The organism is Pleionea sp. CnH1-48, from assembly GCF_024124665.1.
GTDB lineage: Bacteria > Pseudomonadota > Gammaproteobacteria > Enterobacterales > Kangiellaceae > JAMXSB01.
Genome location: NZ_JAMXSB010000006.1, coordinates 310,901 through 331,207, shown reverse-complemented (window position 1 = coordinate 331,207; position 20,307 = coordinate 310,901). Strand labels below are relative to the sequence as shown.

Sequence of the window (20,307 nt, the reverse complement as noted above, 5' to 3'; positions counted from 1 at the left end):
TTTGTAAAAGTTAGGAGCTGGAGTTTAATTAATGGCAACAATTAATCAGCTGGTACGTAAACCTCGTAAAAAGGTTGTTAAGAAAAGCAACGTACCCGCATTAGAGGCTTGCCCGCAAAAGCGCGGTGTGTGTACTCGTGTTTACACGACTACTCCAAAAAAGCCAAATTCTGCATTACGTAAAGTTGCTCGTGTCCGTTTAACCAACGGTTTCGAGGTAACTTCATACATTGGTGGTGAAGGTCACAACTTGCAAGAGCACAGCGTTGTAATGATCCGTGGTGGTCGTGTAAAAGACTTACCTGGTGTTCGTTATCACTGTGTACGCGGTACATTAGACCTTGCTGGTGTTAAGGATCGTAAACAGGGCCGTTCTAAGTACGGTGCTAAACGTCCTAAGTAAGTGTTATGTAACCTCGAGCTGTTAACCTGAGATTTAACTCTCATGTTATAAGCTTACAACTAATTGATTCCATTCAAATATCTCTCATTTGAATGCGAGTAAGGCCGGGCAAAGTAGTTTTAGAGTCCCGGAGTAGCCTGAAGGAGCATTAAAGATGCCAAGAAGACGTGTCGTCGCTGCGCGCGAGATCCTGCCAGATCCGAAATTTGGATCGCAATTATTAGCAAAATTCATAAACGTTGTAATGGTTGACGGTAAAAAATCTGTTGCCGAAAGAATCGTTTATGGCGCGTTAGACATTATCGCAGAAAAGAAAAATTCAGACGCAATGCCTACGTTTGAAGAAGGTTTGGATAAAATCCGCCCTCTAGTTGAAGTTAAATCTCGCCGTGTAGGTGGTTCTACTTACCAAGTGCCTGTTGAAGTTCGTCCAGCTCGTCAAACTGCTTTAGCTATGAGATGGTTGGTAGAAGCCTCACGTAAACGTGGCGAGAAATCAATGAAAGAGCGTTTAGCTCACGAATTGCTTGATGCAATGGAAAACCGTGGTTCAGCTGTTAAGAAACGTGAAGACGTTCACCGTATGGCTGAAGCAAATAAAGCCTTTGCTCACTATCGTTGGTAAGCGAAGTTTTTTACGGATTAACCGAGGATATTATTCGTGGCACGCAAGACTCCGATTGAGCGTTACCGAAATATTGGTATTTGTGCGCACGTTGATGCCGGAAAAACAACGACTACCGAGCGTGTTCTTTTCTACACCGGTCTTTCTCATAAGATCGGTGAAGTCCATGATGGCGCGGCCACCATGGACTGGATGGAGCAAGAGCAGGAGCGAGGCATCACAATTACTTCTGCTGCAACCACGACTTTCTGGAGTGGAATGCAACAGCAATTCCCAGAACACCGTATCAATATCATCGACACTCCTGGACACGTAGATTTTACTATCGAAGTAGAACGCTCTTTACGTGTGCTTGATGGAGCTGTTGTTGTTTTTTGTGCGACTTCTGGTGTGGAGCCACAATCAGAAACAGTATGGCGTCAAGCTAACAAGTACGAAGTGCCTCGCATGGTATTTGTTAATAAGATGGACCGTGCTGGTGCTGATTTTTTACGTGTTGTTGATCAAATTAAGGTTCGTTTAGGCGCCCGTCCAATTCCCGTCCAATTGCCTATTGGTGCAGAAGACGAGTTTGAAGGGGTCGTAGACCTTATCAAAATGAAAGCCATTTACTGGAACGAAAATGATCGCGGAATGACTTTTGAGTACCGTGATATTCCAGAAAACATGGTGGATGAGTGTGAGCATTGGCGCAGTGAAATGATTGAAGCTGCCGCTGAAGCCTCAGAAGAGTTGATGGATAAGTATCTGGAAGAAGGTGAACTTTCAGAAGATGACATCAAATGTGGTTTGCGTACTCAAACACTAAATAATGAGCTTGTTTTGGCAACATGCGGTTCCGCTTTTAAGAATAAAGGTGTCCAAGCAGTATTGGATTCCGTTATTGAATACATGCCTGCCCCTGTCGATATTCCCCCGATTAAGGGTGTACTAGAAGATGGTGAAACCGAAGCTGAACGACCAGCCTCTGATGATGAGCCCTTTTCTGCACTAGCTTTTAAAATTGCTACTGATCCCTTTGTTGGTTCTTTGACTTTCTTCCGTGTTTACTCTGGTGTTTTAAGCTCTGGTGATCAGGTTTATAACTCTGTAAAAGAGAAAAAGGAGCGTATTGGGCGAATTGTTCAAATGCACTCCAATAGTCGAGAAGAGATTAAGGAAGTATTAGCTGGTGATATCGCTGCTGGCATAGGTCTGAAAGATGTTACTACCGGAGATACTTTGTGTGCGCCAGAGCATAAAATTATTCTGGAGCGTATGGAGTTTCCCGAGCCTGTGATCTCGGTAGCTGTTGAGCCAAAAACAGTTGCTGATCAGGAAAAAATGTCGATTGCTTTGTCTAAACTGGCGCAAGAAGATCCTTCTTTCCGCGTAGAGTCTGATGAAGAGTCAGGGCAAACAATCATTTCCGGTATGGGTGAATTACATTTAGATATTCTCGTTGATCGTATGAAACGAGAGTTTAATGTTGAAGCCAATATCGGTAAGCCTCAGGTAGCTTATAGAGAGTGCCTAAAAGAGTCCGTTGAGCAAGAAGGTAAATTTGTTCGTCAATCAGGTGGTCGTGGCCAATATGGGCATGTCTGGTTACGAATAGAGCCACAGGAAGAAGGGTTTGGCTACGAGTTCGTTAACGAAATCGTTGGTGGCACTGTTCCTCGTGAGTATATTCCTGCTGTTGATAAAGGTATTCAAGAGCAAATGCAAAGCGGAGTCTTAGGTGGATATCCTGTCTTGGATGTCAAAGTCACTTTGTATGATGGCTCATACCATGATGTTGACTCTAATGAGATGGCATTTAAAATTGCTGGCTCTATGGGTTTTCGTGCTGGGGCACTAAAAGCCAGTCCTGCCTTACTTGAACCAATGATGAAAGTTGAAGTTGTTACTCCCGAAGATTATATGGGGGATGTAATGGGTGACTTGAATCGCCGTAGAGGTCTGGTTCAAGGAATGGAAGATGGTATTGGCGGTGTAAAGATTATTCGAGCAAACGTCCCATTATCAGAGATGTTTGGCTATGCCACAGACTTGAGAAGTGCTACTCAAGGCCGTGCGAGCTACTCGATGGAATTCGAAAAATACGCTGAAGCTCCACAAAATGTAGCCGATGCTATTATAAATAAAGTTTAATTATCATTATCAATTAATTAGAGAGAGGTTAAATCTCATGTCTAAGGAAAAATTTGAACGTACGAAACCCCACGTCAACGTAGGAACTATCGGCCACGTTGACCACGGTAAAACAACTTTGACAGCGGCAATGTGTACAGTATTGTCAGCGAAGTTTGGTGGAGAGCAGAAAGCGTTTGACGAGATCGATAACGCACCAGAAGAGAAAGAGCGTGGTATCACAATCGCAACTTCTCACGTAGAGTATGAGTCAGACATCCGTCACTATGCTCACGTTGACTGCCCTGGTCACGCTGACTATGTAAAGAACATGATCACAGGTGCTGCTCAGATGGACGGCGCGATCTTAGTATGTTCAGCAGCAGATGGCCCCATGCCACAGACTCGTGAGCACATCTTGTTATCACGTCAGGTAGGTGTACCAAAGATTGTTGTATTCTTGAACAAATGCGACATGGTAGACGACGAAGAGTTGTTAGAGTTGGTTGAAATGGAAGTGCGTGAGTTGTTAGACACTTACGATTTCCCAGGTGACGACACGCCAATCATCCGTGGTTCAGCGTTGAAAGCGTTAGAAGGTGATGCAGAGTACCAAGAGCGTATCGTAGAGTTAGCGGGCGCACTTGACACTTACATCCCAGAGCCAGAGCGTGCTGTAGACCAGCCATTCTTGTTACCAATCGAAGACGTATTCTCAATCTCAGGCCGTGGTACTGTTGTAACAGGTCGTGTAGAGCGCGGTATCGTTAAAGTAGGTGAAGAGATTGAAATCGTAGGTATCAAAGAGACTACGAAAACTACGGTAACAGGTGTAGAAATGTTCCGTAAGTTGTTGGACGAAGGTCGTGCAGGTGACAACGTAGGTGTACTATTACGTGGTACTAAGCGTGAAGACGTAGAGCGTGGTCAGGTATTATCTCACACAGGTACTATCACTCCTCACACTAAGTTCGAATCAGAAGTATACATTCTGAGCAAAGACGAAGGTGGACGTCACACTCCATTCTTTAAAGGATACCGTCCTCAGTTCTACTTCCGTACAACTGACGTGACAGGTTCTATCGAGTTACCAGAAGGCGTTGAAATGGTAATGCCTGGTGACAACATCAAAATGTCAGTAGAGTTGATTGCTCCGATTGCGATGGACGAAGGTTTACGCTTCGCGATTCGTGAAGGTGGCCGTACTGTTGGCGCTGGTGTTGTTGCTAAAATCTTCGAATAATTTCGACGATTTACAGTAACTTAAAAAGGCCGCTGATTGCGGCCTTTTTTGTTTCTACCTGTCTTTCATTTTTAAGACTTTAACTAGAAGAGAGCTCTATATTGTTTCCTATACACCAAACTTCTCTTTTATGTAATCGCTAGTGATGTGTTTTAGAATATCAATTGGATCGCATTTGCGATCACCATCATGATATTTTACAGGGCTAATACGTTTCGCTAGTTTTACCGAAGCCAAGTTGAGTGGTTTATTTCTCTTTCCTATGCCAATGAGTGCTCCAGCCATACTCATACGAACATAATTGTTTTCTTTATCAATATTTTCATCAATGCTTTTAATACACATCAGAAAGAATTCATCTGTTAGTGACTTATTACGTTTATTTTTACTCAACTCGTACACTAGCCCATATCCACACCGTCTTCTAGCCACTGACTTACTTTTTATCCAGCTTTGAGCAAGCTCAAATGCAAAAGAAGTTTTGGCCAAAGGAGCATCACAAGAACTAAATACATGAGAAAGCAAACCGCTGTTTAAGTTTTCTACCTGTTGTTCCACTTGTTCTTTCGTTATTAGTTTAGGCTCATCTATCAGTAAACTAATGACTTTGGCATCATAATACTCTGAGTCCCACAGCTTCAGAGCAAGTTCATGGTCTTTACCTATTTGTTTGGCGAGTTTTCGCAGTTGTGTCAGTCCTATACCAAAGGAATTCAGCTCAGCGGCTTCATCCATTTTTTTCCAGTTCTCAATACCACGGTCATTCTTATTCTCTTTGAGTAGTTTTAATACTTGGGCTGTATTCATTGTTAGATCTCTAAAGACGTTTATGGGCTAGAGGATTGGTCTGAGTTTAGATGTTATAGGAAGAAAAGCGAGTTAATTTTAGGTCTGTATCTATTCTTATAAATAGAGGCCCGGTGTAATCACCGGGCAAATGATTTTACTCGTGATACATAGAACCAGTAGATGAATAAATGTAAGTGCATTTTCCGTTACTATCCCACTGGAAGTACAGGTATGATTCATTGCTAAGGCCGCGGATCTGCTCAACGTGATGAGCCTGAGTTGTTGTGCAAGATTTTGAGGTGCCTGCAGAATTACGAGCACTACAAATTCCATAAGGATTTGAAGAAAAGCCGACATAGGAGCAAACAATATACTGAGTGCTGTCTGAGCTGTTTCTCGCTCCTATCATTGAGCCATAAGCCGTCGTGCTGGATACGTTAATTTGGTAGTGATTGGTGAATCCTGCAAAAACTGAGCTGCTGATCAAAGTGGCGATTAAAGCAAATGTTTTTAATTTCATGATAGTCCTCCGTGTATTTATCAATAGTGAGCTTCTAAATGTTATAGAGTTACTCCTGGTTGCAAAATCAGTTCGCCGTTATTAATAGCTATAACTAATTTTTGCAATGCTTGATGGTGTTCCTTTGGTGACATCTTTGACATAACTCGACGAAGCTCATGGATACTTTCGTGATCCAAATTTCCTTGTGACAAGATGACATCGATTCTTTCATGTCCAAGTTGATTGGCTTCTTCAAATGTTTGCTGTAATTGATTCGAGATAGGATGGTCCTGTATCGAGGCTTCAGAAATTTCTTGGCGTGATATGAGTGCTTCTAATTTCTGAATCTGAAAACTAAGTTTTTGTAACCCGTTTGAAATGTGAATGATATGTTGGCTTTGTTCTGAAGTATTAGCTTCTGCAAAATCTGTTTGTGTAGGGCGGGGGATTATATCTTCAACCGTTGGCTTTATATCATTGTGCTTATGTTGCAACAATATGATTAACGTAATGGTGTTAATGGCTAAAGAAACAATCAGTAAAACGCTTATCCAACGCAACATATTGCCCTCCGTGGCACTCTTGCAATCATTGATACTAAATACTATAAGTTATAGCAGTTGAGATAAACTATAGTGGTTTGCCAATAAATTATGTGAGCAATTGACTATTAGGCGAGTAGTCTTAAGAGTAATGAGCGGTGTTTCTGTCAAAGTACACGTTAGCTTTTAGCATTAAAAAACCCCGAGAAGCTGTGCTTGTCGGGGTTTTTTTAAGAAGAGTAACTTAAGAAATTATTTCTTTTCGTTACGCTCTTTAGCTTCTGCAATAACTTGCTCAGCTACGTTCTGAGGACATGGTGCGTAGTGAGAGAACTCCATAGAGAACTGACCACGACCTGAAGTCATAGTACGTAAGTGACCAATGTAGCCAAACATTTCGCTTAGTGGAACGTCACCTTTAATACGTACGCCAGTAGGACCAGCTTCCTGACCACCAATCATACCGCGACGACGGTTCAAGTCACCAATAACATCACCAACGTGATCTTCTGGAGTAAATACGTCTACTTTCATGATTGGCTCTAGTAACTGAGCGCCTGCTTTTGGTACTGACTGACGGTATGCGCCTTTTGCAGCGATTTCGAAAGCAACAGCTGACGAGTCAACCGCGTGGAAAGCACCATCAAATAAAGTAACTTTAACATCAAGAACTGGGTATCCTGCTAGAACACCTTCGCCCATCATGCCTTTAAAGCCTTTTTCGATAGCAGGCCAGAATTCTTTAGGTACGTTACCACCAACAACTGTTGATTCGAATACGAAACCTTCGCCTTGCTCGCTTGGCTCAATGATGTAGTCGATTTTACCAAACTGACCAGAACCACCAGACTGCTTCTTGTGAGTATAGCTGTCTTCGATGCGCTGAGTGATTGTTTCACGGTAAGCAACCTGAGGTTTACCTACAGTTAGCTCAACACCGTGAGTACGTTTCAAGATATCTACTTTGATATCTAGGTGTAGCTCACCCATTCCTTTAAGGATAGTCTCACCAGAATCTTGGTCAGTTTCTACCTGGAATGAAGGATCTTCTGCAATCATTTTACCAAGAGCAACGCCTAACTTCTCTGAAGCGCCTTTGTCTTTAGGAGCAACAGCGATAGAGATTACTGGCTCTGGGAATACCATTGGCTCTAGTGTGCAAGGATTGTTGGTATCACAAAGAGTGTGACCAGTCTGAACATTCTTCATGCCGATTACAGCTAAAATGTCACCTGCTTGAGCTGAGTCTAACTCGGTACGCTCATCAGCGTGCATTTCTACCATACGGCCGATACGCTCAGTTTTACCTGTTGCACTGTTCAGTACTGTCATACCTTTAGTCATTTTACCTGAGTAAATACGGATAAAGGTTAGGGCGCCAAAACGGTCGTCCATGATTTTAAACGCTAATGCACGTAGTGGCTCTTCAGCGCTTACTGTTGCAACTTCACCTGTCTCATTACCTTCTTCGTCAGTTAAAGGCTGAGGCTTAACTTCTGTTGGGGCTGGTAAGTAATCAACAACAGCATCAAGTACTAACTGGATACCTTTGTTTTTGAAAGCAGAACCACAGAAAGTAGGGAAGAATGCGAGTTCGTTAGTACCTTTACGGATACAACGCTTGATCTCTTCCAAAGAAGGCTCTTCACCTTCCAGGTATTTTTCCATCAAGTCATCATCTTGCTCTACCGCAGTTTCGATCAACATTTCGCGGTATTCAGCTGCTTTATCAGCTAACTCAGCTGGGATGTCGGTAACTTCGTAATTTTCTGGCAGACCTGAGTCGTCCCAAACGTAAGCTTTTTGATTTAATACATCAACAACACCTACGAAATCGTCTTCAGTACCGATAGGCAATGTCATAACGAGTGGGTTTGCACCTAATACGTTTTTGACCTGCTCTACGACTCGGTAGAAGTCCGCACCTAAACGGTCTAGCTTGTTTACGAATATCAAACGAGCTACTTCTGATTCGTTCGCGTAACGCCAGTTTGTTTCTGATTGAGGCTCAACACCACCAGAACCACAGAATACACCAACACCACCGTCAAGAACTTTTAGAGAACGATATACTTCAACCGTGAAGTCAACGTGTCCGGGTGTGTCGATAATGTTTAAACGGTGATCATCCCAGAAACAGGTTGTTGCAGCTGACTGGATAGTGATACCACGTTCTGCTTCCTGATCCATGAAGTCGGTAGTTGCAGCACCGTCATGTACCTCACCTGTTTTATGAATTTTTCCGGTGAGTTTCAAAATTCGCTCTGTGGTGGTGGTTTTACCCGCATCTACGTGAGCGAAAATACCAATGTTTCTGTATTTCGTTAAATCTACCATTTTCTTACTCTTAAAAAGTGTTAAGCCAAAGTTTGAATTCTGGACGCTTTTCGTCAAAGGGGCGCATTATACACTAGTTATTGGAGAAGGGTTATCTACATGTTGCATGAAAATCAAACAAATTATAGGAAGTTTATCCAGAGTGTCGAGTTTAGTGTGTCAACGGATTGTTGATAAATGTTGATAATAACTATTAGTCGGACTCAATTGCCATGTAAATCAAGCGGTTAGGTTTGGGTTTGTCCTTTTTATAAGGATTGATTCATGGGTAGGGAATGAATGACGTCATCTTGCTGCTATTTAAATAAGAGATATATTTGTGGTCAAAAGGTAATAGTTGAGTAAAATGGCGCCCGTATTTCTATACTTTTCTTTGCGCTATATAGATAGAAACAGGCTAAATTAAATAATTAACTGAAATCGAGTTGATTAATACTTAGGCTTTACATATAATAGCGCACCCTCGAACAAGAGGGGCATGGATGAGGTTAGTCAATTTGACTATCAAGGCTTTGAAAAGCCTCTCAATGGACAATCGAACTTAATATGGAGTTCGAACTGGTTAAGCTGCTGTTCTCGGATTTATACTTCGAGGGGGCGGTTTTTGACGTTTTAAATTTGATAATTGGAGTGTCTTTGCGATGGCAAAGCAGCGTATTCGAATTCGACTTAAAGCTTTCGACCATAAGTTGATTGACCAGTCTACTGCAGAAATCGTGAACACTGCGAAACGTACTGGTGCTCAGGTATGTGGGCCTATCCCATTACCTACTCGTAAAGAGCGTTTTACTGTGTTGATCTCACCTCACGTGAATAAAGATGCACGAGACCAGTATGAGATCCGTACTCATAAAAGATTGGTTGATATTGTTGAACCTACTGACAAGACTGTTGACGCCTTGATGAAGCTGGATCTAGCTGCTGGTGTTGATGTGCAAATTAGCTTGTCATAACAATCACGAATTTGGGCGAAGGTGCTGAGTGGCTCAGCGTCATTTAGAGGGCCGTAAAATGACAATCGGAATCGTAGGCCGCAAATGCGGTATGACCCGAGTATTTACTGAAGATGGGAATTCTATTCCTGTTACTGTTATCGAAGTCGATGGCAACAGAATTACTCAGGTTAAAACAGAAGCTACTGATGGCTACAGTGCTGTTCAGGTTACTGCAGGTATTAAAAAAGCTTCTCGAGTAAACAAACCTGAAACAGGTCACTTTAAAAAGGCTGGTGTTGAAGCCGGTCGTGGTCTGTGGGAATTCCGCGTGGATTCTTTAGATGGTTTTGAAGTTGGCGGCGAAATCAAAGTTGATATCTTTGAAGCTGGCCAAACTGTTGATGTAACCGGTACCTCAAAAGGTAAAGGTTTCGCAGGTGCAATTAAGCGTTGGAATTTCCGTGGACAAGATAACACTCACGGTAACTCTATTTCTCACCGTGCTCCTGGTTCTATTGGTCAAAACCAATCTCCCGGTAAAGTATTTAAGGGTAAGAAAATGGCTGGCCACATGGGTGCAGAGCGAGTAACTACTCAGAACTTGGAAGTTGTTCGTGTAGATGCTGAGCGCAACCTGTTATTGATTAAAGGTGCTGTTCCTGGCGCCACTGGCGGTGACGTGATCGTACGTCCTGCGGTTAAAGCTTAAGGCCCGAGAGGAGAATGCGAATGGAACTTAATTTATCAGTTCCCGGTGATAGCGCAAAATCAGCGTTAGAAGTATCCGAAACTGCTTTCGGCCGCGAATTTAATGAGCCTTTAGTCCACCAAGTTGTAGTTGCCTATATGGCTGCTGCTCGTTCTGGAACTCGTGCTCAGAAAAATCGTAGTGCTGTTAGCGGAGGCGGTAAAAAGCCTTGGCGTCAAAAAGGTACAGGTCGTGCACGTGCTGGTACGATTCGTAGCCCAATCTGGCGTTCTGGTGGTGTTACCTTTGCTGCTCAACCTCAAGACCACTCTCAGAAAGTAAACAAGAAAATGTATCGCGGTGCGATGCAGAGCATCTTGTCTGAGTTAGTTCGTCAAGAGCGTTTGATCATCGTTGATGATTTCAAAGTTGAGCAACCTAAGACTAAAGAACTAGTTAGCAAACTTAAAGAGTTAGATTTAACTGAAGCTCTTATCGTTACTGACAGCGTGGAAGAGAATTTATTCTTAGCAGCGCGCAACTTGCATAAAGTTGACGTTCGCGACCCACATGCTGTTGACCCTGTCAGCCTGATTGCGTTTGACAAAGTATTGATGACAGTAGCTGCCGTTAAGAAATTTGAGGAGATGCTAGGATGAACCAAGAACGTTTAGCCAAAGTATTACTGGCTCCTCATATTTCAGAAAAAGCGACAATCGCTGCTGAAAATGGTCAGTTTGTTTTTAAAGTTGCTACTGATGCGACTAAATTAGAAATTAAACGAGCTGTTGAACTGATGTTTGAAGTCGAAGTTAATAACGTTCGCACTTTGAATGTAAAAGGTAAAACTAAGCGCGTTGGAACAATGACCGGTCGTCGTAAAGATTGGAAAAAAGCCTATGTGTCTCTGAAAGAAGGTCAGGACATTGACATTGTAGGCGGCGAGTAAGCGAAGAGGTAATTGTAAATGGCTATTGTAAAAGCTAAACCAACATCGCCAGGGCGTCGCTTTGTTGTCAAAGTCGTCAACCCTGACTTACACAAAGGCAAGCCTCATGCTGCTCTTCTTTCTAAAAAGAGCAAAAGTGGCGGTCGCAACAATAACGGTCGTATCACAGTTCGTCACATTGGTGGTGGACATCGTCAACACTACCGTATTGTCGATTTCAAAAGAAATAAAGATGGTATTCCAGCGACTGTAGAGCGTTTGGAATATGATCCGAATCGTAGCGCAAATATCGCTCTTGTCCTTTATGCGGATGGTGAGCGTCGATATATCATTGCGCCAAAAGGTTTGCGTGCTGGTGATCAGCTTCAGTCTGGTGAAGCATCTCCAATCAAAGCAGGCAACACTTTACCTATGCGCAACATCCCTGTTGGTACCACTGTTCACTGTGTCGAAATGAAGCCTGGTAAAGGCGCTCAGATCGCACGTAGTGCAGGTACTTATGTACAGATCGTTGCTCGCGACGGAGCTTATGTAACGCTTCGTTTACGTTCAGGTGAAATGCGTAAAGTATTGGCTGAATGTCGTGCGACTATAGGTGAAGTTGGTAACGCCGAACATATGCTACGTTCACTGGGTAAAGCCGGTGCTACACGTTGGCGCGGAGTTCGTCCTACTGTTCGAGGCGTTGCTATGAACCCAGTCGACCACCCGCACGGTGGTGGTGAGGGACGCACCTCAGGTGGCCGTCATCCTGTAACTCCATGGGGTGTGCCAACTAAGGGCAAGAAGACTCGTAGTAACAAGCGTACTGACAAATTAATTGTTCGTCGCCGTAACAAGAAATAACAGAGGGTAGAATTGTGCCACGTTCATTGAAGAAAGGCCCATTTATCGACCTTCATCTAATGAAGAAGGTTGAGGCGGCTCTTGAAGCAAATAGCAAAAAGCCCATCAAGACTTGGTCGCGTCGTTCTATGATCTCTCCAGAAATGGTTGGATTGACGATTGCTGTTCATAACGGTCGTCAGCATGTACCTGTTTTCGTAACTGAAGACATGGTAGGTCACAAGTTAGGTGAATTTGCACCTACTCGTACCTACAAAGGTCACGCTGCTGACAAGAAAGCTAAGAAGCGATAGCGAGGGGGATAAATGGAAACTCAAGCAGTTTTACGTCATGCACGCATCTCCGCTCAAAAAGCTCGCTTAGTAGCTGATCAAATTCGTGGTTTGCCAGTAGAAAAAGCTTTGGACGTTCTTAAGTTCAGTCCTAAGAAAGCTGCTGGAATCATGAAGAAAGTGTTGGAGTCAGCCATCGCAAACGCCGAGCATAATGATGGTGCTGATATTGATGAATTAGCTGTATCTACAGTATTCGTTGATGAAGGCCCTACATTAAAGCGTATCAAGCCACGCGCTAAAGGTCGTGCCGATCGTATTTTTAAGCGTTCGTGCCATATCACCGTTAAAGTCTCGGAAAAGTAGGAGAAGGTAATGGGTCAGAAAGTACATCCCACCGGTATCCGTTTAGGCATTGTTAAAGCTCACAATGCTACTTGGTATGCCGAGCGTGGAGATTATGCCGATAACTTGGAAAGCGATATCAAAATTCGTAACTGGTTAACTAAGAAATTAGCATCTGCGTCTGTTTCTCGTATCGAGATCGAGCGTCCTGCTAAAGCTCTTAGAGTTACAATTCATACCGCACGTCCTGGTATCGTTATTGGTAAAAAAGGTGAAGATATTGAGCGTTTGCGTAAGCAAATCTCAAATATGACTGGATTATCTACACAGGTAAACATCGAACAAGTTCGTAAGCCTGAGTTAGATGGTAAGTTGGTTGCCGATAGTGTTGCTCAGCAGTTAGAGCGCCGCGTTATGTTCCGTCGAGCTATGAAGCGTGCTGTTCAAAATGCTATGCGTCAAGGCGCTAAAGGAATCAAAATCCAGGTTTCAGGTCGTTTAGGCGGTGCTGAAATCGCACGAGCTGAATGGTATCGAGAAGGACGTGTTCCTTTGCATACTCTTCGTGCGAATATCGATTACGCCACATCAGAAGCTCACACTACTTATGGTGTGATTGGTGTGAAGGTCTGGATCTTTAAGGGCGAAGTATTGGGTGGTGAAGAGCAGCAAGAAGCTGAAAAGCCAGCACCTAAGAAAAAAGGCCCTCGCGGTAAGCGTAAGCAGGGGTAACAGACTATGTTGATGCCAAAAAGAACCAAGTTCCGCAAAATGCACAAAGGTCGTAACCGTGGTGTAGCGAATACTGGTAATAAAGTAAGCTTTGGCGAGTTTGGACTACAAGCGACTAGTCGTGGTCGTCTTACTTCTCGTCAAATTGAAGCCGCTCGTCGTGCAATGACTCGTCACATGAAACGTGCTGGTAAAGTATATATCAGAGTTTTCCCTGACAAGCCTATTACTAAAAAGCCTCTCGAAGTTCGTATGGGTAAAGGTAAAGGTAGTGTTGAGTATTGGGTTGCTCAGATCCAGCCAGGTCGTATGTTGTACGAAGTAGAAGGCGTTGATAAAGATCTGGCTCGCGAAGCTTTTGAGTTGGCGGCTGCGAAACTGCCAGTCAAAACAACTTTTGTAACGCGGACGGTGATGTAATGAATGCACAAGAACTACGCGAAAAAAGCGTTGATGAGCTGAAAGATGAGTTGGTTGCTCTTAGCAAAGAGCAGTTTAACTTACGTATGCAGCACGCTACTGGTCAGTTGAATCAAACTCACCAGTTAAAACAGGTACGTCGCAATATTGCGCGCGTTAAAACCCTACTCAGCGAGAAGGCAGGTTCCTAATGAGCGAGCAAGCAACTGTAAAACGTACGCTCACAGGTAAAGTTGTGAGTGACAAGATGGATAAAACCATCACAGTACTTGTCGAGCGTCAGGTGAAGCATCCTTTATATGGCAAATTCATCAAACGTTCTACAAAAGTACACGCTCACGATGAGAGCAATGAGTGCCGTACTGGTGATCTTGTTACTGTGGTCGAATCTCGTCCATTGTCAAAATCAAAGTGCTGGCAACTTGTTGAGATTGTCGAAAAAGCGAATTAGTCTCTAGGTCACGGCGAAATGCTGTGACTTATTGTAATTTTTAATGTATACTCCCGCGTCCTTTTGGTCACGTAGGTGGCTATTAGTTGCGGGAAAATGCGGAGATAACCAATGATCCAGATGCAGACAATGCTTGACGTTGCCGATAATAGCGGTGCTCGTCGAGTCATGTGTATTAAGGTCTTGGGAGGATCGCACCGACGTTATGCTGGCATTGGTGATGTCATCAAGGTGAGCGTAAAAGAAGCGATTCCTCGCGGTAAAGTAAAAAAAGGTGACGTTTTGAACGCAGTAGTCGTTCGCACTCGTAAAGGTGTTCGTCGCCCAGATGGTTCCGTGATTCGTTTTGATGGTAACGCTGCGGTTCTCTTAAATGCTCAATTGGCGCCAATTGGTACGCGTATCTTTGGACCTGTTACACGTGAGTTGCGTGGCGACAAGTTCATGAAAATCGTATCACTAGCTCCTGAAGTACTCTAAGGAGAATTTAGACATGCGTAAAATCAAGACTGGCGATGAAGTCATAGTAATCGCGGGAAAAAGTAAAGGTCAGCGCGGAAAAGTTAGCAAAGTGCTTATCGAAGACGGTCGTGTGATCGTTGAAGGTGTAAACCTGGTGAAAAAGCATCAGCGAGCTAATCCTCAAGCCGGCGTTGAAGGTGGAATTATTGAAAAAGAAGCTGCTTTAGATATTTCTAACGTTGCTATTTTCAACCCTCAAACTGGTAAAGCTGATCGAGTAGGTATCAAGTCTTTGGAAGATGGAAAGCGTGTACGCGTTTTCAAATCTACCGGCGATGAAATTGATATTTAATCTATTTTGGTGAATGTAAAGATGGCGAAACTGCACGACTTTTATAAAGAGACTGTAGTCAAACAATTGATGGAATCGTTTGATTATAATTCAGTCATGCAAGTCCCACGCATTACAAAGATCACATTGAACATGGGTCTGGGTGAAGCGGTTGGTGACAAAAAAGTTATCGAGCATGCAATGGCGGACTTAGCTGCGATCTCAGGCCAAAAGCCAGTAGCGACTCGTGCGCGTAAATCTGTAGCTGGCTTCAAAATCCGCGAAGGATACCCCATTGGATGTAAAGTAACTCTGCGTGGCGAACGTATGTGGGAATTTTTTGAGCGTTTAATCTCAATTGCAATTCCTCGTATTCGTGACTTCCGTGGTTTGAATGGCAAATCATTTGACGGTCGCGGAAACTATTCCTTAGGCGTAAAAGAGCAAATTGTTTTTCCTGAAATCGATTACGATAAAGTAGACAAGATTCGTGGTTTAGATATCACAATCACTACTAGCGCGGAAAAAGACGACGAAGCTCGAGCGTTATTAAACGCCTTTAACTTCCCAATCAAAAATTAAGGAGAGGGGATTATGGCTAAGGTTTCCATGATTGAGCGTGAAAAGAAGCGCGCTCGAACTGTCGCAAAATATGCGAAAAAGCGCACAGAGTTGAAAGCTATCATTCAAGATCCCAACGCAAGTGAGGATGAAAAATGGGAAGCGCAACTTAAACTTCAACAGTTGCCTCGTAACGCTAGTCCTGTTCGTCAACATAACCGTTGTCGAGTGACTGGTCGTCCTCATGGGTATCTGCGTAAATTTGGTCTGTGCCGCAATAAACTACGCGAGCACGCTATGCGCGGTGACGTTCCTGGCCTTGTTAAGGCAAGCTGGTAACGATTTGTTGGGAGAATCATCATGAGCATGCAAGATCCGATTGCCGATTTGTTGACTCGTATTCGTAACGGTCAATCTGCTGGCAAGAAGTCTATCTCTATGCCTTCCTCTAAAGTTAAAACGTCTATCTGTAACGTTTTAAAAGAAGAAGGTTATATTAATGAATTTCAAGTTTCTGAAGAAGCAGGTAACAAAAACGTTTTAGCGATTGAATTACGCTACTACGATGGTCGTCCTGTTATCGACGAAATTAAACGTGTTAGTCGTCCTGGTCTTCGCATCTACAAAAAAGTAGATGAGTTACCACGTGTTTTAGATGGTTTAGGCATCGCAATTGTCTCAACTTCTAAAGGCGTTATGACTGACAAAGCTGCACGCGCTGCCGGTCAAGGTGGTGAAGTGATTTGCACGGTATCTTAAGGAGGCTAGCATGTCACGAGTAGCAAAGAGCCCTATTGAAATTCCATCGGGTGTAGAAATTAAAATAGATGGACAGAACGTAACAATCAAAGGTAGCAAAGGCACTCTAGAGCGCACATTGCACGACTCAGTAGAAGTTAACTTAGACGACAACGTCTTAACTTTTGCTGCTCGCGAAGGTGTTGATAATGCAAATGCATTTTCTGGCACAATGCGCGCGCTAGTTAACAATATGGTTGTTGGTGTTCACCAAGGTTTCGAAAGAAAACTTCAGTTAGTTGGTGTTGGTTACCGAGCTCAAGCTAAAGGTAAAACCCTTAATCTTTCGCTAGGTTTTTCTCACCCTGTTGAATATGAAGTGCCTGAAGGTATCACCATTGAAACGCCTTCGAATACAGAAGTCGTTGTTAAAGGTGCTGACAAACAATTAGTTGGTCAGGTTGCCGCAAATATTCGCGCATACCGTCCGCCAGAGCCTTATAAAGGTAAAGGTGTTCGTTACAGTGACGAAGTAATTCGTCGTAAAGAAGCGAAGAAAAAGTAGGGCATCGTCATGAATAAAAAGCAATCTAGATTACGCCGCGCAACTCGTGCGCGTTTCAAGATGAAAGAGCTTGGCACAAATAGACTGGTTGTTAATCGTACTCCTCGTCATATTTATGCTCAGGTAATTTCGGGTGAAAATGGTCAGGTTCTTGCGGCAGCTTCTTCTGTAGAAAAAGCTGTGAAGGAAGACCTTAAGTACACTGGTAATGTTGAGTCAGCTAAAAAAGTAGGTACTTTAGTAGCTGAACGTGCATTGGAAGCTGGTGTTCTTAATGTAGCATTTGACCGTTCAGGTTTTAAATATCATGGTCGCGTTAAGGCTTTGGCAGATGCGGCTCGAGAGAAAGGTCTCCAGTTTTAAGGGTTGAGTTATGGCTAGGCAAGAAGTGAACAACACCGAAGGTCTGGTGGAAAAATTAGTCAACGTTAACCGTGTAGCCAAAGTCGTTAAAGGTGGTCGTATTTTCTCATTTACGGCCTTAACCGTAGTCGGCGATGGTAAAGGTAAAGTTGGCTTTGGGCGTGGTAAAGCACGCGAAGTTCCAGCAGCGATTCAAAAAGCGATGGAGCAAGCTCGTCGCAATATGGTTCAAGTTGAACTAAAAGATGGACATACGTTGCAGCATCCAATTACTGCAAATCATGGCGCTTCTAAAGTGTTCATGAAGCCTGCATCTGAAGGTACTGGTATTATCGCCGGTGGTGCGATGCGCGCAGTATTTGAAGTACTTGGTATTCAAAACGTATTGGCTAAGAGTAACGGTTCTACCAATCCTATCAATATCGTTCGTGCAACGATTAAAGGCTTGGCTAACATGGCTACTCCTGAGTCAATGGCTGCCAAACGTGGTAAAACTGTAGAAGATATTCTGGGGTAGTACCATGACTAAAAAGATGATTAAAGTAACTCAAACACGTTCTAGCATTGGCCGTCTAGCAAACCACAAAGCTTGCTTGATGGGTCTTGGCTTGCGTCGTATTGGTCACACGGTTGAAGTTGAAGATACTCCTTCTAACCGCGGCATGATCAACACTGTTTACTACATGGTTCAAGTGGAGGGTTAACATGAGACTCAATACGTTAAGCCCTGCAGAAGGTTCAAAGCGCAATAGCAAGCGAGTTGGTCGCGGTATCGGTAGTACCTTAGGTAAAACTGGTGGTCGTGGACACAAAGGTCAGAAGTCTCGTTCTGGCGGTAGTGTTAAGCCTGGTTTCGAAGGCGGTCAGATGCCATTGAAGCAGCGTTTGCCTAAATTTGGTTTTACTTCTCGTAAGTCACTTGTTTCAGCTGAAGTTCGTTCTAGCGAGCTGAATAAAGTTGAAGGTGATGTTGTTGATTTGCTGAGCTTGAAAGCTGCTGGCGTAATTAGCAACAAAATCCAGTATGTAAAAGTTATGTTGTCTGGTAAAGTTGAGAAATCATTAACTATTGCAGCTGGAATTCGCGTATCAAAAGGCGCGAAAGAAGCAATTGAAGCTGCGGGCGGAAAGGTAGAAAGCTAATGGCGAAGGGTCCAACATTACCGAGTAAATCAAGCGGAATGACAGAGCTCAAACAACGTTTGTTGTTTGTGCTTGGTGCACTTATTGTATTTCGTATAGGTTCATTCATTCCTGTGCCCGGTATTGATGCATCCATCTTAGCTGACCTTATCAAGCAGCAATCAGGAAACTTGTTGGCAATGTTCAACATGTTTTCTGGTGGTGCAATGGAGCGAGCCAGTGTGTTCGCTCTAGGTATTATGCCGTACATTTCTGCATCGATTATCATCCAGATCATGGGCTTTGTAGACGAACGTCTTAAGCAATTGAAGAAAGAAGGTGAAGCTGGTCGACGTAAACTGAATCAATATACACGCTACCTAACATTAGTGCTGTCTATTATTCAGGCAACAGCGATTGCTTTCAATCTTCCAAACATGATTTCTGGTTTGGTTGTTAATACTGGTTTTGCTTTTTACTTTGGAGCTATCGTCTCTTTAGTAACGGGTACTATGTTCTTAATGTGGCTAGGTGAACAGATTAATGAACGTGGTATAGGCAACGGTATTTCGATGTTGATTTTTGCTGGTATTGTAGCTGGTCTTCCCGGTGCTATTGGCGGTACTGTTGAGCAAGCTCGTACTGGTCAATTGCATGTACTTGCACTAATGGGCATCGCGGCACTTGCTATTATTGTTATTTTCTTTGTTGTTTGGATGGAGCGTGGTCAACGTCGTATCGTCGTTAATTATGCGAAGCGCCAACAAGGAAGAAAAGTCTTTGCAGCGCAAAGTAGTCATCTGCCATTAAAAGTTAATATGGCAGGGGTTATTCCAGCGATTTTTGCATCGGCTATTATCGTATTCCCTGGTTCAATCCTACAGTGGTTTGGTCAAGGAAACGAAAGTTTAGGTTGGTTGCGCGACATTACTGTGCAGTTACAGCCTGGTAATCCTTTGTACATGTTGTTATATGCTGCTGGGATTATCTTTTTCTGCTTTTTCTATACTGCATTAACGATGAATCCTCGTGAAACTGCAGATAATTTGAAAAAGTCAGGAGCGTTTATTCCTGGAGTGAGACCCGGTGAACAAACCTCCAAATATATTGACAAGGTCATGACGCGGCTGACACTGGCTGGAGCACTCTACATCACCGCTGTTTGCTTACTGCCAGAATTTCTGATCTTGTTCACTCAAGTGCCTTTCTACTTTGGCGGAACATCACTACTTATCATAGTGGTTGTCGTCATGGATTTCATGGCTCAGGTTCAAGCGCATTTATTGTCCAGAGATTATGATTCCGTATTGAAGAAGGCAAATTTCAAGAATTATGGCGCTGCCGGTCAAGTTCGGTAAGCGAGATACGAGTTGGAGTAGGTTATGAAGGTTCGTGCATCGGTAAAGAAAATTTGCCGTAATTGCAAAGTCATCCGTCGCCACGGTAGCGTTCGAGTGATTTGTGAAGACCCCCGACACAAGCAGCGTCAGGGTTAATTACAGAATTAACGCTAACAGGTTGATTTTTAGCCGTATTGACGCTATCCTATGTCGCCTTTTTTTGACGAGGATAGCTCGTAACATATTTGGGAGTTTGGTTAGATGGCCCGTATAGCTGGCATTAACATTCCGGTACATAAACATGCAGAGGTTGCATTAACTGCAATCTATGGTGTTGGTCGTCCTCGTGCACGCGAAATCTGTGAAGCGGCGGGGATCGAACCTAGCGTAAAAATCAAAGATTTGGACGAAGCTCAAATCGAAGGTTTACGTACAGAAGTAGGAAAATTTACTGTGGAAGGTGACTTGCGCCGTGAAGTTTCTATGAACATTAAGCGATTAATGGACTTGGGTTGTTTCCGAGGCATTCGTCACCGTCGTAGCTTGCCTGTTCGTGGCCAGCGTACGAAGACGAATTCTCGTACCCGTAAAGGTCCTCGCAAGCCCATTAAGTCTTAAACGCTAGGATTTGAAT

Annotated in this window: 32 protein-coding genes; 28 read left to right on the top strand and 4 right to left on the bottom strand. The window is 43.4% G+C overall.

Translation table 11 applies throughout. The annotated features are described in order from the left end of the window. Positions 1-31: 31 nt before the first annotated feature. From rpsL to tuf, 4 genes are all read left to right on the top strand, one after another. Positions 32-403, top strand: a complete 372-nt coding sequence (gene rpsL / locus NH399_RS11885; RefSeq protein ID WP_253040455.1) for a 30S ribosomal protein S12 — start codon at positions 32-34, stop codon at positions 401-403. 154 nt (positions 404-557) lie between these two features. Next, entirely contained in the window at positions 558-1,028 is a 471-nt protein-coding gene (rpsG, locus tag NH399_RS11880; protein ID WP_253040454.1) for a 30S ribosomal protein S7, read from the top strand. A 36-nt stretch (positions 1,029-1,064) separates the two neighbouring features. Further along, positions 1,065-3,161 (top strand): elongation factor G, encoded by a 2,097-nt coding sequence (gene fusA / locus NH399_RS11875; RefSeq protein WP_253040453.1) that lies wholly within the window; start codon positions 1,065-1,067, stop codon positions 3,159-3,161. Positions 3,162-3,198: 37 nt separating this feature from the next. Further along, complete coding sequence (gene tuf, locus NH399_RS11870) at positions 3,199-4,383, top strand: elongation factor Tu (protein ID WP_253040452.1); 1,185 nt, start codon at positions 3,199-3,201, stop codon at positions 4,381-4,383. Between the two features lie 108 nt (positions 4,384-4,491). On the opposite strand, the gene NH399_RS11865 is transcribed toward tuf, so the two are convergent. From NH399_RS11865 to fusA (NH399_RS11850), 4 genes are all read right to left on the bottom strand, one after another. Then, positions 4,492-5,190 (bottom strand): DNA alkylation repair protein, encoded by a 699-nt coding sequence (locus NH399_RS11865; protein ID WP_253040451.1) that lies wholly within the window; start codon positions 5,188-5,190, stop codon positions 4,492-4,494. 136 nt (positions 5,191-5,326) lie between these two features. After that, positions 5,327-5,692, bottom strand: coding sequence for a hypothetical protein (locus NH399_RS11860; RefSeq protein WP_253040450.1), 366 nt, complete (start codon positions 5,690-5,692; stop codon positions 5,327-5,329). A 41-nt stretch (positions 5,693-5,733) separates the two neighbouring features. Further along, positions 5,734-6,237 (bottom strand): hypothetical protein, encoded by a 504-nt coding sequence (locus NH399_RS11855; protein ID WP_253040449.1) that lies wholly within the window; start codon positions 6,235-6,237, stop codon positions 5,734-5,736. A gap of 231 nt (positions 6,238-6,468) precedes the next feature. Then, positions 6,469-8,553, bottom strand: coding sequence for an elongation factor G (fusA, locus tag NH399_RS11850; RefSeq protein WP_253040448.1), 2,085 nt, complete (start codon positions 8,551-8,553; stop codon positions 6,469-6,471). A 641-nt stretch (positions 8,554-9,194) separates the two neighbouring features. Here fusA (NH399_RS11850) and rpsJ point away from each other — a divergent pair. The 24 genes from rpsJ to rpsM all read left to right on the top strand — a co-directional run bounded on the left by rpsJ (position 9,195) and on the right by rpsM (position 20,291). Continuing rightward, complete coding sequence (gene rpsJ, locus NH399_RS11845; RefSeq protein WP_253040447.1) at positions 9,195-9,506, top strand: 30S ribosomal protein S10; 312 nt, start codon at positions 9,195-9,197, stop codon at positions 9,504-9,506. 58 nt (positions 9,507-9,564) lie between these two features. Beyond that, positions 9,565-10,197, top strand: a complete 633-nt coding sequence (gene rplC / locus NH399_RS11840) for a 50S ribosomal protein L3 (protein WP_253040446.1) — start codon at positions 9,565-9,567, stop codon at positions 10,195-10,197. A gap of 20 nt (positions 10,198-10,217) precedes the next feature. Beyond that, positions 10,218-10,835: a 50S ribosomal protein L4 gene (rplD, locus tag NH399_RS11835; RefSeq protein WP_253040445.1), complete on the top strand. Its 618-nt coding sequence runs from the start codon at positions 10,218-10,220 to the stop codon at positions 10,833-10,835. Then, positions 10,832-11,125 (top strand): 50S ribosomal protein L23, encoded by a 294-nt coding sequence (gene rplW / locus NH399_RS11830; RefSeq protein ID WP_253040444.1) that lies wholly within the window; start codon positions 10,832-10,834, stop codon positions 11,123-11,125. The genes rplD and rplW overlap by 4 nt, the downstream gene beginning before the upstream one ends. Before the next feature lie 18 nt (positions 11,126-11,143). After that, on the top strand, positions 11,144-11,971 hold the full coding sequence (rplB, locus tag NH399_RS11825) for a 50S ribosomal protein L2 (protein WP_253040443.1): 828 nt from the start codon (positions 11,144-11,146) through the stop codon (positions 11,969-11,971). Positions 11,972-11,985: 14 nt separating this feature from the next. Beyond that, positions 11,986-12,264, top strand: a complete 279-nt coding sequence (gene rpsS / locus NH399_RS11820; protein WP_253040442.1) for a 30S ribosomal protein S19 — start codon at positions 11,986-11,988, stop codon at positions 12,262-12,264. A 12-nt stretch (positions 12,265-12,276) separates the two neighbouring features. Next, entirely contained in the window at positions 12,277-12,609 is a 333-nt protein-coding gene (rplV, locus tag NH399_RS11815) for a 50S ribosomal protein L22 (RefSeq protein ID WP_253040441.1), read from the top strand. A gap of 9 nt (positions 12,610-12,618) precedes the next feature. After that, positions 12,619-13,320, top strand: a complete 702-nt coding sequence (gene rpsC / locus NH399_RS11810) for a 30S ribosomal protein S3 (protein WP_253040440.1) — start codon at positions 12,619-12,621, stop codon at positions 13,318-13,320. 6 nt (positions 13,321-13,326) lie between these two features. Next, complete coding sequence (gene rplP / locus NH399_RS11805; protein WP_253040439.1) at positions 13,327-13,740, top strand: 50S ribosomal protein L16; 414 nt, start codon at positions 13,327-13,329, stop codon at positions 13,738-13,740. Then, on the top strand, positions 13,740-13,931 hold the full coding sequence (gene rpmC / locus NH399_RS11800; RefSeq protein WP_253040438.1) for a 50S ribosomal protein L29: 192 nt from the start codon (positions 13,740-13,742) through the stop codon (positions 13,929-13,931). Before rplP ends, rpmC begins: the two co-directional genes overlap by 1 nt. Next, entirely contained in the window at positions 13,931-14,191 is a 261-nt protein-coding gene (gene rpsQ, locus NH399_RS11795; protein WP_253040437.1) for a 30S ribosomal protein S17, read from the top strand. The genes rpmC and rpsQ overlap by 1 nt, the downstream gene beginning before the upstream one ends. Positions 14,192-14,302: 111 nt before the next feature. Beyond that, the gene (rplN, locus tag NH399_RS11790; RefSeq protein WP_253040436.1) at positions 14,303-14,671 is read left to right on the top strand and encodes a 50S ribosomal protein L14; all 369 of its coding nucleotides are present in this window, start codon (positions 14,303-14,305) and stop codon (positions 14,669-14,671) included. A 13-nt stretch (positions 14,672-14,684) separates the two neighbouring features. Further along, on the top strand, positions 14,685-15,005 hold the full coding sequence (rplX, locus tag NH399_RS11785; protein ID WP_253040435.1) for a 50S ribosomal protein L24: 321 nt from the start codon (positions 14,685-14,687) through the stop codon (positions 15,003-15,005). Between the two features lie 21 nt (positions 15,006-15,026). After that, complete coding sequence (rplE, locus tag NH399_RS11780) at positions 15,027-15,566, top strand: 50S ribosomal protein L5 (protein WP_253040434.1); 540 nt, start codon at positions 15,027-15,029, stop codon at positions 15,564-15,566. 12 nt (positions 15,567-15,578) lie between these two features. Then, positions 15,579-15,884, top strand: a complete 306-nt coding sequence (gene rpsN, locus NH399_RS11775) for a 30S ribosomal protein S14 (RefSeq protein WP_253040433.1) — start codon at positions 15,579-15,581, stop codon at positions 15,882-15,884. Between the two features lie 21 nt (positions 15,885-15,905). Continuing rightward, positions 15,906-16,304 (top strand): 30S ribosomal protein S8, encoded by a 399-nt coding sequence (gene rpsH, locus NH399_RS11770; protein ID WP_253040432.1) that lies wholly within the window; start codon positions 15,906-15,908, stop codon positions 16,302-16,304. 10 nt (positions 16,305-16,314) lie between these two features. After that, complete coding sequence (gene rplF / locus NH399_RS11765) at positions 16,315-16,848, top strand: 50S ribosomal protein L6 (protein ID WP_253040431.1); 534 nt, start codon at positions 16,315-16,317, stop codon at positions 16,846-16,848. A gap of 9 nt (positions 16,849-16,857) precedes the next feature. Next, on the top strand, positions 16,858-17,211 hold the full coding sequence (gene rplR, locus NH399_RS11760; protein ID WP_253040430.1) for a 50S ribosomal protein L18: 354 nt from the start codon (positions 16,858-16,860) through the stop codon (positions 17,209-17,211). A 10-nt stretch (positions 17,212-17,221) separates the two neighbouring features. Then, the gene (gene rpsE / locus NH399_RS11755) at positions 17,222-17,728 is read left to right on the top strand and encodes a 30S ribosomal protein S5 (protein WP_253040429.1); all 507 of its coding nucleotides are present in this window, start codon (positions 17,222-17,224) and stop codon (positions 17,726-17,728) included. 4 nt (positions 17,729-17,732) lie between these two features. Continuing rightward, entirely contained in the window at positions 17,733-17,915 is a 183-nt protein-coding gene (rpmD, locus tag NH399_RS11750; protein ID WP_253040428.1) for a 50S ribosomal protein L30, read from the top strand. A gap of 1 nt (position 17,916) precedes the next feature. Then, positions 17,917-18,354: a 50S ribosomal protein L15 gene (gene rplO / locus NH399_RS11745; RefSeq protein ID WP_253040427.1), complete on the top strand. Its 438-nt coding sequence runs from the start codon at positions 17,917-17,919 to the stop codon at positions 18,352-18,354. After that, a complete protein-coding gene (secY, locus tag NH399_RS11740; protein ID WP_253040426.1) occupies positions 18,354-19,691 on the top strand; it encodes a preprotein translocase subunit SecY in 1,338 nt (445 codons plus the stop codon). Before rplO ends, secY begins: the two co-directional genes overlap by 1 nt. Before the next feature lie 24 nt (positions 19,692-19,715). Then, complete coding sequence (gene rpmJ / locus NH399_RS11735; RefSeq protein ID WP_253040425.1) at positions 19,716-19,829, top strand: 50S ribosomal protein L36; 114 nt, start codon at positions 19,716-19,718, stop codon at positions 19,827-19,829. A gap of 105 nt (positions 19,830-19,934) precedes the next feature. Next, entirely contained in the window at positions 19,935-20,291 is a 357-nt protein-coding gene (rpsM, locus tag NH399_RS11730; protein WP_253040424.1) for a 30S ribosomal protein S13, read from the top strand. Positions 20,292-20,307 lie beyond the last annotated feature (16 nt).